Below are 11,809 nucleotides of genomic sequence, written 5' to 3' on the forward strand. Positions count from 1 at the left end.
TATCTTACGTTCAACCTGTATAAAATTTTCAAAGTTCATTAATTTCTGCTTGACTTTTTATTTGCAGACTATTTTTTTACAAAAAAGGTGCCAAGAGTATCTTAAAACAAAATACTCTGGCACCTTTGCCGCTCTAAAATATAGCACGGCAAGTATACTCTGTCAAGAAAATAACAGTTCTACAATATGCGAATAGCAGGATGAGGGTAACAATCATCTTCTAACTGCTTCAACACCCTGATTTCTATATATAAGGAACTCTCCACATCATACTTTGTTCCTTAAGGTCTCTGACCCATGCCACCTTCCAGTGTCAGTGTCTCACCGTTCATGTACTTGAAGTCCGGAGAAGCAAGCTGTACGCAGACACGTCCGATTTCTTTCTCAACATCGCCATAATGTCCTGCAGGCGGCATTTTTACATTTGCCTTGAACGCTTCCGGATAAGCTTTCTCAAAATTCTCCAGCTGTGCGGTCCATGCCAGCGGGCATACGATATTGACATTGATACCGTCTTTGCCCCACTCTGTTGCTGCCACCCTGGAAAGACCACGGATTCCTTCTTTTGCCGCTGCATAAGCACACTGACCAAAATTTCCGAATAATCCTGCACCGGATGCAAAGTTAACGACAGATCCTTTTGTCTCTTTCAGATATGGATAGCATGCTTTCATATAATAGAATACTGCATATAATCCAGAGTAAAGTGCCAAATTAAACTGATCGGTGGTATGCTCTTCCAACGGAACACCAGATGCAGATGCCTGCGCATTGTTGATCAGCACATCAATCCTTCCAAAAGTATCAATCGCCTGTTTTACAACGTTCTGAACGATGGCTTCATTGTCAGCACCGGCAGATACATCTGCCTGAACCGGAAGTACTTTAATTCCGTATAAACGCTCCAGCTCCTCTTTAGCATCCTCCAGTTTCTTCACGTTACGCCCGGTCAGTACCAGATTCGCCCCCTCTTTTGCATACGCAGTTGCAATACCATATCCAATGGATCCACAGCTGCCATCACTCAATACTGCACGTCCTCCTCCTGTAATAATTGCAGTTTTTCCTGTTAAAAATCCCATAATTGTTTCTCCTTTCCTGTCACTCTCAAACATTCGGATTGTATTTTTTTCAATACATCATCACTGAGATACAGTGTAGCAAAGCAATTATGGGATTTCAAGTGTTTTTTCTTTATATTCACTTATTTTTCAGACAATTCAAAACTTTTCCTGATGATATGATAGTCAAATCTTATAATACGCCAAAATGTGACGCATTTATTTGTGATTTCTCGCAAAATAATCCTTCACAAGCTTCACTACCATACCAGACAGCAGGAATAATGCGATCAGGTTCGGGATCGCCATCAGACCGTTGAATGTCTCTGCAATACTCCAGAGCATGCCAAGATCCATGGTTGCACCAACAATGGCCACTAATGCGTAAACGACCATAAACGGTTTTACCCATTTTTCAGAAGACAGGTACTCCATACAGCGCGCACCGTACAGCCCCCATCCAATGATGGTAGAAAATGCAAAACAGCAAAGTGCGATCGCGGTAAAAACAGATACCCAGTTGCCATATGTGGCAGTAAATCCGGAAATTGTCAGTTCCGCACCTGCATCTGCACCGTATCCCACAGAAACGCCACTGCACAGAATAACCATAGCGGTCAGTGTACAGATCAGAATCGTATCGGTAAACACTTCAAAAATACCAAACATACCCTGTTTTACCGGTTCTCCGGTATCTGCACATGCATGCGCAATGGAACCGGTACCAAGACCTGCCTCATTGGAAAAAATGCCACGGGCAACACCTTTTTTCATACTCAGAAAAAAGCTTCCTACAATACCACCAGTCACGGAAGCCGGATGAAAGGCTCCATCAATAATAGAGCAAAACACGCCCGGTACACGGTCAATGTTCAAGATAATAACGCCGAATGCAAGCACAATGTATAACAGTGCCATAAACGGAATCAGGCGCTCCGTCACACGGCCAATACGTTTGACACCGCCAAGCAAGATCATGGCAACCATCACAGCAACGATAATACCAATTACCAGGTTTGTGATTTTAGTAGCTGATTCCGGAATGATATTAAAACTCAACAATGCAGAATCAATGGCAGTTGTGATCGTATTTACCTGTGTAGCATTACCGGTTCCAAATACAGTCAGCACACCAAACAGGGCAAAAAGAACTGCCAGCCAGTGCCAGTGTTTCTTCAGACCGTTCTTAATATAATACATCGGACCGCCAACCCAGTCTCCCACAGCATTTTTCTCACGGAAATATACTGCAAGGGTTACCTCAGAAAATTTGGTACACATACCAAGCAGAGCGGAAATCCACATCCAGAAAACTGCGCCCGGGCCACCGATTGCAATTGCTCCGGCCACGCCGGCAATATTTCCGGTTCCAACCGTGCCGGCCAGAGCCGTACAGACTGCTTGAAATGGAGTCATTGCTCCGTCAGTAGCATCCTTTTTATCAAAAATTTTTCCGATGGTCTGCTTCATTGCATATGGGAATTTACGGATCTGCAGGAATTTCGTCCGTACACTTAAAAGCAGGCCCACTCCGATAATGCAGATCATGGCAGGAACACCCCAGATGAAGTTGTTCACCACAGCGTTCACAGATTTGATGATTTCTAACATTCTTTCAACCTCTCAACTCATTTGTATTCAACCTGTCTCAGGACAGACTTGTAAAGTATAGCACAGTTTTATTGTAATGTACAGATTGCAAAACAAAAGAGAACTGTATGCAATATGCAATATGAAATATGCTTTCAATGTACTCTTACAAAAGAAAATGATTCCATTTTGTCTCCGCAGCCAACAATCGCCTGCGAAGAAAAAACGGAATCATTTTCCAATCTATACATTTTTTTTCCATTCCAGCAATATTTCATCAATAATAGCAAAATGCTCTTTTAATGCCAGAATGCCGTCCTCCCGGTTATGTTCCCGCAATGCCCGGACAATTCTGTGGTGGCAGGCATTTAACGCCTCTTTTCCAGATTCTTTTCGAATGATCTCCCTGCGCAGATCTTTGACAAACTCATCAATCACACTGGAGCAGGCTTCCAAAATATCCAGAATCAAAATATTTCCTGATGCCCTCGCCAAAGTGTAATGAATTTTCTTATCCAGCTCATTATTTACACTGGCATCTGTACTCTTATCCAACTTGTTTACATAATCCTCCATCAGTTTAATTTCTTCTTCAGAAGCATGATCGAGCGCCAATGTAAATGCAAGTCTCTCAAGCGAATATCGTATCTGACTAATTTGTATATAATCAATCTGATCCATGGCAAACATCATACCCATGGTCTCCTCCAGACTGCTTTGAAAATCGCAAGTAATATAATTACCGGATCCCTGCTGGGAAGAAATAACCCCCGTCATATCCATAAAACGGATGGCTTCCCGGACAGAATTACGGCTAACCCCAAGCTCTTCTGCAATCTCCCGTTCCGGTGGAAGCTTTTCTCCCGGTTTTAAATCTCCCGCTATAATTTTTTTCTTAAAATAGTCTACGACTATCCCATAGGTTTTCTGACTCTTTGCCACTGTCTCTTTGTTCCTTTCAAAATAATAGGCATACCGCACCATGCGGTATGCCTATTATAAATTATTTAGTCATATGAATCAACTAGATATTTTATTTCTCATCAGCAATTGCAGCCTGTGCTGCTGCAAGACGAGCGATCGGTACACGGAATGGTGAGCAGGAAACATAATCAAGTCCAATCTTATGGCAGAACTCTACGGAAGAAGGATCTCCACCGTGCTCTCCACAAATACCACAATGTAATGTTGGGCGAACCGGTTTACCAAGTTTTAATGCCATCTCCATCAGCTTACCAACACCATCCTGATCCAGTTTTGCAAATGGGTCGTTCTCAAAGATCTTAGCGTCATAGTAAGCATCCAGGAATTTACCTGCATCATCACGGGAGAAACCAAATGTCATCTGTGTTAAGTCGTTTGTACCGAAGCAGAAGAACTCAGCCTCTGTAGCAATCTCGTCAGCAGTTAACGCTGCACGCGGAATCTCGATCATAGTACCAACTTCGTATTTCAGTTCAACGCCTGCTGCTGCAATCTCAGCGTCAGCTGTCTCTGTAACGAATTTCTTAACATATTTCAACTCTTTGATATCACCTACTAACGGAATCATGATTTCTGGTACCATGTTCCAGTCCGGATGAGCTTTTGATACATTGATTGCTGCACGGATAACCGCTTTTGTCTGCATTTTAGCAATTTCCGGATATGTTACAGCAAGACGGCATCCACGATGTCCCATCATCGGGTTGAACTCTTTCAGACCTTCGATGATAGCTTTAATCTGCTCTACGGATTTACCCTGAGCATCTGCCAGTTTCTTGATATCCTCTTCCTCTGTCGGAACGAACTCATGAAGTGGCGGATCAAGGAAACGAATTGTAACTGCTTCGCCTTCCATTGCCTCGTATAACTGCTCAAAGTCACCCTGCTGATACGGTAAGATTTTCTCAAGAGCTGCTTCTCTCTCTTCTACTGTATCTGCACAGATCATTTCACGGAAAGCATCAATTCTGTCACCCTCAAAGAACATATGCTCTGTACGGCAAAGTCCGATACCTTCAGCACCAAGCTCACGTGCTTTCTTAGCATCTGTCGGTGTATCAGCATTTGTACGAACTTTTAATGTTCTGAATTTATCAGCCCATGCCATAATTCTTCCAAACTCACCGGCAATTGTAGCTTCTACTGTCGGGATTGCACCATCATAAATGCAGCCGGTAGAACCATCAAAAGAAATCACATCACCTTCATGATATTCTTTTCCTGCAAGTGTAAATTTCTTATTTTCTTCATCCATAATGATATCGCCACATCCGGATACACAGCATGTACCCATACCACGTGCAACTACTGCTGCATGAGATGTCATACCACCACGAACGGTCAGGATACCCTGAGAAGCTTTCATTCCTGTAATGTCTTCCGGTGATGTCTCAAGACGAACCAGAACAACTTTCTCTCCTCTTGCAGCCCATTCTACAGCATCGTCAGCCGTGAATACGATTTTACCACAAGCAGCACCTGGAGCAGCACCCAGAGCTTTTGCGATCGGTGTAGCTGCTTTTAATGCAGCAGTATCAAATGTCGGATGAAGCAGAGCGTCAAGGTTACGCGGCTCAATCATAGCTACTGCTTCTTTCTCTGTTCTCATTCCCTCATCTACCAGATCACAAGCAATCTTTAATGCAGCCTGAGCTGTTCTCTTACCATTACGTGTCTGTAACATGTAAAGTTTTCTATTTTCAACAGTAAATTCCATATCCTGCATATCTCTGTAGTGATCTTCCAGTGTTTTGCAAACCTGAACGAACTGAGCATATGCTTCTGGGAATTCCTCTTCCATCTTAGCAATCGGCATCGGTGTACGAACACCAGCAACTACGTCCTCGCCCTGTGCATTGATCAGGAACTCACCCATCAGTTTCTTCTCACCTGTAGCCGGGTCACGAGTAAATGCAACACCTGTACCACAGTCATCACCCATGTTACCAAATGCCATTGCCTGTACGTTTACAGCTGTACCCCAGCTATATGGGATATCATTGTCACGACGATATACGTTTGCACGAGGGTTATCCCAGGAACGGAATACCGCTTTTACAGCCCCCATTAACTGCTCTTTCGGATCATCTGGGAAGTCCTGTCCAATTTTTGCTTTATATTCAGCTTTGAACTGTCCTGCAAGCTCTTTTAAATCTTCTGCTGTCAGTTCAACATCGAATGTTACGCCTTTTTTCTCTTTCATCTCATCGATGAGCTGTTCGAAATATTTTTTGCCGACTTCCATAACAACATCGGAATACATCTGAATAAATCTACGATAGCAATCCCATGCCCAACGCGGATTTCCGGATTTCTCTGCTAATACCTCAACTACTGTCTCATTCAGACCAAGGTTTAAGATTGTATCCATCATACCCGGCATAGAAGCTCTTGCACCAGAACGAACTGATACGAGCAATGGATTCTCCTTGTCACCGAATTTTTTACCAGTAATTTCTTCCATCTTACCAATGTACTCGTTAATCTGCCCCTGAATCTCATCATTAATTTCACGGCCATCTTCGTAGTACTGTGTACAAGCCTCTGTAGTAATAGTGAAGCCCTGTGGTACCGGAAGTCCAAGACCTGTCATTTCAGCAAGGTTTGCACCTTTACCTCCAAGAAGTTCGCGCATGCTGGCGTTACCTTCGCTAAATAAGTACACCCATTTTGCCATTTCTAATTCCTCCTAAAATATACATTGTGTTTTGCAAGCAGATAGAGTTCTGCCGTTTTTAGCAATTTTTCACATTTCGTTTCGTGTTTTCCCCGAAACTTCGTCTATATTTTACCACAAATTTTCCAGATTTCAACCTTTTTTGTGAAATTTCTAACAAAACACTTACCTTTTTTTCACTACCCTACAAGTTGGTGACTATCTGCTCATTTTTCGCTCATTTTTAACTATCGTACATGATATATTTTACCTATTCAATACACTCTCTTTCATCATTTACCATATTTGCTTTCCCTATATGACGCTAACGCAGCATCAGGAAAAGGCGACCTGACCGGTAAATGTCATGATCCCGAAAAGCAGCAGAAACGCAGCCCACAAAAAGCAGTAAACTCCGCCGAAAACAGGCTTTCGGGGTCTGTTTTCAGTAATGCATTCAGGCTTAGCCGGGTCATAGTATCCGACCACCTGCCGCTATGGGCGGGGATCTCTTTTTACGATACCGGCGGCTGGTTCTGTACCGCATCCACAAACAGAAGGGTCAGTCCGATATAAGCGGCGCAAGCCACTGCCAGCAAGACGCAGAGGATGACGCAGACTGATTGAATCGGTTTCCGCAAGTAACGGCGGGAGAGAAAAATCCCCGACAGCGACAGTGCCAGCAGCACCGCAGTGAGCCCAAAAGGCATACTATCCACCTCCTTTACACGTCGCGAAATGCGTCGATCATATTCGTGAACCATTTCAGTTCGCGGGCAAAGCACTGCCGCTGCAATAGGTGTGGCTGGGCAGGGGAATGTTTGTGTTCTTTTCTTCCATATTCTTCTCCTTATTCTGTCATGCCGGTCAGAGCGGAGCTTTCCGTTATCAGATCCAGAAGATTTCCCATACCGGCCAGCGAGGCGGTGAACCACTTGCGGATGCCGTCGATGTCCCGCAGATCCAATTCCTCCGGAATGCCCGCAAACACATACCGGGTGTTCAGGGCCAGTGCCAGATCGCCGTCACGGAGGATAAGACCGCACAGCTTGGAAGTTCTGGAAGATGCCTCCAGCTTCTGTACCAGGTCACGAAGCTGCGGTGTGACCTGATCATCCGCCTCCCGGCCATCCGCCGTATGAGCGGCAAAGTGCTTCCGGAAGGCGGCAGGTTCGGTGATGTCGTCCTTCTTCCTCTCCTGGAACATGTCGTTCAGGGTGATGTCCAGCGCCGGGTCACAGATGTCCTTGCAGCGGACCACGATGCCGCGGAACAGCGTCTCGGTTCGGGTCATCCAGTTGTCGTTGTCGGGGCCGGACTTTTCCTCCACGGTGCGGCGCAGCTCCACATTGGCGGCGGAGAACCGCAGTCCCTTGTGCTCGCCCTCGTGGAAGTCCGTCACGGTACACTCCGTAAAGGAGACCGCCGACAGCTTTGCCGCCTCCAGGTACGCCCAGTCGATGGGCAGCGTGGCCGGCTCCAGCTCCGAACCGAAGGCTTTTGTCAGTTCTGCTCGGAAGAAGCCGCCCAGCTGCTGCTGCATCAGAGCTTTTTTCTTCGTTTGGGCGGGCTTGGCCACCAGCAGGAACAGTGCCACGCCGGGGAATACCAAAGCGCAGACCAAAATGGGGTCATGCTGTATAAACATCGAAATACACCCGGCAATCACCAGTAAAACGCCCAGTGATATGCTGATGCTCTCTGTTCTCTGATAGCTTCCCAGCTTTTTTGACAGCTCCGTGTCGGTCATGCGCTCGGCGCCCACCGCGTCAAAGTCATTGCGTTTCTTTCTCATAGCTGTCCCTCCTCATTCTTCTGCTGAGCCTCAGATGTCCCAACTATCCATCCAGTTTTCACCCCAGTCAACAGCGGGATCATAGGGTTCTTCAGGAATCCAGCCTGCGGGATAGATGAGGCCGTCATTATCGTGGTAGGCAAGGCCATCGTCACCGCTGGTGTAATCGTTGCCCAACAGGTAGCGGTTCACGCCGTCGTAGTACCAGACATAGAAGGCAGAGTATTCGTCTTCATAAAACTCTGCATTTTCCATGTCCGTATAGGTGTAGAAGTCGGCATCGCGGTAGAAGACGCCGTCAAAATGCTGATCGTCCCCGTAGCGGCCAAAGCGATCGGCGGAGAGGGTGAAGCTGTTGCCGTCGTCGCTGGGGCAGAGATAGGCGCGTGTCCCGTTATCATAGAGGTAGAGGCCCATACCCTCACCCTCGTCGTTTATGGTGCCGCTCATGGAATAGTCCGGTGAACAGGCGATGTACTGCATGAGCGACGAGTCGATGACGATGGTCTCGCCCAGCGCGTTCTGCCACATGCCGTCCCAGTTGCTTTTATCCCATTCGATGATCTCCGCCTCATCGTCGCGCAGTAGAAAATTATAGAGAAAGCCGTTGAAGTAGATCATCGGTCGTCCGCTCGCTTCGGACAATTCGAATTCTCCGCGCCCGCCGAGTCCCCAGCGGGTGCGGTAGGCGTAAAAGCCTTCCTTACTATTAAAGTACAACTTTGCAGTGCCGTCGATGCTCCACATCCCGTCGAGAAATTCCATATCCATGACGGTTTCATACCCGGTTTGTGTATCGTCAGAGTCGGTATTGCCGCAAGCGGCAAGACTCAGACACATAAAAAGCGCCCATACAAGAGCAAAAAGCTTCTTCATTTATATCGCTCTCCTTTTTTGCAGAGCTTACTCTATCTTCTGATAGTAGTCATATTCGCCGCCCCAGTAGATCACGTCGCCGCCGACAAGTGTGAAGTCGTAGACCACATCCGTATGTATGGTGGAAATGGCAAAATACTGTCCTGCACCGTCTTGATCCACCTCTATGGTGCCGCAGTCTACCATGGTGGGGTCCCCGTCATCGCCGGGCCGCTCCAGCAGCTCCCAGCTTCCGGATACGTCGAATTCAATTATGCTGGCCGCGCCTGGGTCACCGTCCTGATACCATACGCCGGCGAGGAAACCGTAATCACCATCGCCGATGTTCTCGCCCGGCGCATCGCCGGTCACCTGCGTAAAAGTGCCAAGCTCGGCTACATGCAGGGCGCCGTCCTCGTCGAACCAGCTGCGGTAGGCCATGCCGTCGTGCTCGTTATAGAAATAGTCATAGTCATAGTCCGGCACGAACTGGATGAAGCCGCTGGCGGTCATGTCTTCGTCAGCATCGTATAGCGCAAAGCGCACCTCGTCGCCCTCATCGTTGTTGGCAGCGACCAGCGTGCCGCCGTCCTCACCCGCCCACGCGCCGCCGTAGAGGTAGAGGTTCGCCATCTGCTCAGAGTCCTTGACCAGTCCCTCGAAGGAATCCGGAACGCCGTATAAATTGTAGTCGCTGCCGTCATCGCCGTAGTCTTCGCTGCTCTCACCGTAGTCTTCGCTGCTCTTGCCGCAGGCGGCAAGGCTCAGGCACAGCACCAGCGCCAATGCAAGAGACAGATGTTTTTTTAAATGTTTCATCGTGTTCTTCTCCTTTTTTAGATAAATAGTGTCAATGTTCCTGTTCCGCCATGGCCAATATCTCATCGTGGCTCAACTCCACATCACCGAAGCGGACAAAGATACCGTTGGTCACAGCACTGTTCCACACTCGCGCATCTGCAAGCGGGCGAAACCGGATCTTATCCAGATACGACTTCATGTCCAGCAAAAGTCGGCTTCCGGACACAAAATCAACCTGCAGAACATGGTCTGGCAGCGGTGTGACGGCAGTGAGATACCTTCGATTCAAATGTGTGCCCTCCTTTCCGCGAAAATAAAAATCCACCGTACAAACATTGTACAGTGGATTCGATGGGATAACCATTAACCAAAGGTTAGGTCTTTTTCCTGAGCAGCTCTACGATCTCAAATCCCCACGGTATCAGCGCGTTGTAATTCTCACTTTTCCGGTAAGCGGCGATGGCGTTGAGATACTGCCGGTGTTCTTCATACCACAGGCCGAAGCACTCCCAATAGAGCTGCTGTGCGTGTCCATTTCAACACTCATTGATATTTCAAAATCAGACGGATACAATACTTGCCGTGTTTTCTCATAACGTTCTGCAAGCATATTATTAACTATTTCTGTCAATTTTTCCTTATTATCACAATCAATAACCAATCCTTTATCAATTAAAAATCCAACTATAACCTCATTAATATCCGTATAGCTTCTGTCACCCGCAAAACGTAAATCCTCATATCTGTACTTTGGCTGTTCCATAATTCTATTCCTCGCATTCTTTCATATTTTAATTTTCTTTGATCTGTCCTTATTTCCAGACTTTATCTACCATGTGCTGCAATCTCTCTTTTGCACTTTGGACATAGTATAATTCCCCACAATTTACAAACATTTCCCTTTTTTATGCTTCCAACTGCTATAAGTCTAAAATTTCCACAATTTTGATAGCAATACCTGTATGATCTAGTCCTGGCACTTGTGCATATTCTGTTCTTACCTTACACTATATACGGAAGGAGTTGATTTATATAAATATAAATATTGAAATTCATAAACCGAACGGTTTCAAAGAACTGTTACATAAAATTCACAGTAAATTAGAAGATATATTATTTTCCGTTTTTACTAGACTACCAGAAAAATTCACACCAAAATTCCTTATGATCTGGATGGAACACTATACAGATAAGCGTCTGCGTGAATTACAACAAGATGTGATCCGCAATCGCTGGCATACTATTGAACGAAAAAAAGCGGTTGAACAAATCCATGATATGCAACAGGATCAAATATTTTCTTTTCAAATGTATTTAATCATTTTTCATTTGAACATTTGTTCTCTTTATGTTATATTTACATCGTATAATTGAACAGGAAGCAGGATGTGATTTTCCGATTATCAGATGCCCTCTAGTTCTAAAAGGAGGGTGATGCCCTATGAACACAATGGAAGTTCTCACTTTATTGCTAGTAATTTTCGCGGCTCTGGCTTACATAGACAATCATAAAGATAAAAAGAAATAAGCATCCTCTACCGCCCAAAGTTTAGGATGCTTATGTCTTTATAAAAGTTTTTACTTAAACAGAGGGCAAATCGGAGTCACATCCGATTACCTTTCTAAGTAGATTATACACAAGGGTGCTTGTTTTTTCAAGTACCCTTTTTCATCATGATTTACCATATTTGCTTTCCCTATATGATGCCAACTCAGCGTCATAATCAATAACAGCTTCCTTTACAGTTCTCTTTTTTCGCAACTGCTCTATCCGTAAAAAGGCTTCTGTTTTCGCTTTAGTTTTTTCATCTGTGAAACTTTGATCTACCATTGATAATACATCTCCTTGGAATAACTTCTAGGAATAAAATGATACTTTCAGACGGGAAACAACGAAACATTTTTATCCCTTATCATTCTCCATTATCAGTAAGTGTCGTAAAACTGCTAAACAGGTACAAAAAAACCTTGGGGAACTGCTTTTTCACAATGATATGCTCCCTTTTAGGCAGACAAGTATAATAATAAAAACTTGTTGCCTAGAAGGGAGTTTTTTTATTGGGAAGA

11 protein-coding genes are annotated in these 11,809 nt (G+C 45.3%); all 11 read right to left on the reverse strand.

The window, feature by feature from the left end; genetic code table 11:
* Positions 1-281 precede the first annotated feature (281 nt).
* Positions 282-1,082, reverse strand: a complete 801-nt coding sequence (locus Q0I54_RS12060) for an SDR family NAD(P)-dependent oxidoreductase (RefSeq protein WP_296118928.1) — start codon at positions 1,080-1,082, stop codon at positions 282-284.
* Positions 1,083-1,280: 198 nt separating this feature from the next.
* Positions 1,281-2,672: a sodium:alanine symporter family protein gene (locus Q0I54_RS12065; protein ID WP_296118929.1), complete on the reverse strand. Its 1,392-nt coding sequence runs from the start codon at positions 2,670-2,672 to the stop codon at positions 1,281-1,283.
* 222 nt (positions 2,673-2,894) lie between these two features.
* Positions 2,895-3,593, reverse strand: coding sequence for a FadR/GntR family transcriptional regulator (locus tag Q0I54_RS12070; protein ID WP_296118930.1), 699 nt, complete (start codon positions 3,591-3,593; stop codon positions 2,895-2,897).
* A gap of 91 nt (positions 3,594-3,684) precedes the next feature.
* Complete coding sequence (gene ppdK / locus Q0I54_RS12075) at positions 3,685-6,312, reverse strand: pyruvate, phosphate dikinase (RefSeq protein ID WP_296118931.1); 2,628 nt, start codon at positions 6,310-6,312, stop codon at positions 3,685-3,687.
* Positions 6,313-6,806: 494 nt separating this feature from the next.
* Entirely contained in the window at positions 6,807-7,001 is a 195-nt protein-coding gene (locus tag Q0I54_RS12080) for a hypothetical protein (protein WP_296118932.1), read from the reverse strand.
* Between the two features lie 140 nt (positions 7,002-7,141).
* Positions 7,142-8,086 carry a hypothetical protein gene (locus Q0I54_RS12085; RefSeq protein ID WP_296118933.1) on the reverse strand — a complete coding sequence of 315 codons (945 nt, stop codon included), beginning with the start codon at positions 8,084-8,086 and terminating at the stop codon, positions 7,142-7,144.
* 30 nt (positions 8,087-8,116) lie between these two features.
* Positions 8,117-8,962, reverse strand: a complete 846-nt coding sequence (locus Q0I54_RS12090) for a lipoprotein (protein ID WP_296118934.1) — start codon at positions 8,960-8,962, stop codon at positions 8,117-8,119.
* 27 nt (positions 8,963-8,989) lie between these two features.
* Complete coding sequence (locus Q0I54_RS12095; protein ID WP_296118935.1) at positions 8,990-9,760, reverse strand: hypothetical protein; 771 nt, start codon at positions 9,758-9,760, stop codon at positions 8,990-8,992.
* 31 nt (positions 9,761-9,791) lie between these two features.
* Positions 9,792-10,031: a DUF2442 domain-containing protein gene (locus Q0I54_RS12100; protein WP_296118936.1), complete on the reverse strand. Its 240-nt coding sequence runs from the start codon at positions 10,029-10,031 to the stop codon at positions 9,792-9,794.
* 132 nt (positions 10,032-10,163) lie between these two features.
* On the reverse strand, positions 10,164-10,505 hold the full coding sequence (locus Q0I54_RS12105; protein ID WP_296118937.1) for a hypothetical protein: 342 nt from the start codon (positions 10,503-10,505) through the stop codon (positions 10,164-10,166).
* A 909-nt stretch (positions 10,506-11,414) separates the two neighbouring features.
* Positions 11,415-11,573, reverse strand: a complete 159-nt coding sequence (locus Q0I54_RS12110; RefSeq protein WP_296118938.1) for a hypothetical protein — start codon at positions 11,571-11,573, stop codon at positions 11,415-11,417.
* Between the last annotated feature and the right edge of the window lie 236 nt (positions 11,574-11,809).

Origin of the sequence: uncultured Eubacterium sp. (assembly GCF_934295145.1) — a bacterium.
Lineage (GTDB): Bacteria > Bacillota > Clostridia > Lachnospirales > Lachnospiraceae > Eubacterium_I.

Excerpts from the sequence above, each read along its gene's own strand:
- Q0I54_RS12060 (WP_296118928.1), bottom strand. The coding sequence starts at position 1,082 with ATGGGATTTTTAACAGGAAAAACTGCAATTATTACAGGAGGAGGACGT.
- Q0I54_RS12065 (WP_296118929.1), bottom strand. The coding sequence starts at position 2,672 with ATGTTAGAAATCATCAAATCTGTGAACGCTGTGGTGAACAACTTCATC.
- ppdK (WP_296118931.1), bottom strand. The coding sequence starts at position 6,312 with ATGGCAAAATGGGTGTACTTATTTAGCGAAGGTAACGCCAGCATGCGC.
- Q0I54_RS12080 (WP_296118932.1), bottom strand. The coding sequence starts at position 7,001 with ATGCCTTTTGGGCTCACTGCGGTGCTGCTGGCACTGTCGCTGTCGGGG.
- Q0I54_RS12085 (WP_296118933.1), bottom strand. The coding sequence starts at position 8,086 with ATGAGAAAGAAACGCAATGACTTTGACGCGGTGGGCGCCGAGCGCATG.
- Q0I54_RS12090 (WP_296118934.1), bottom strand. The coding sequence starts at position 8,962 with ATGAAGAAGCTTTTTGCTCTTGTATGGGCGCTTTTTATGTGTCTGAGT.
- Q0I54_RS12095 (WP_296118935.1), bottom strand. The coding sequence starts at position 9,760 with ATGAAACATTTAAAAAAACATCTGTCTCTTGCATTGGCGCTGGTGCTG.
- Q0I54_RS12105 (WP_296118937.1), bottom strand. The coding sequence starts at position 10,505 with ATGGAACAGCCAAAGTACAGATATGAGGATTTACGTTTTGCGGGTGAC.
- Q0I54_RS12110 (WP_296118938.1), bottom strand. The coding sequence starts at position 11,573 with ATGGTAGATCAAAGTTTCACAGATGAAAAAACTAAAGCGAAAACAGAA.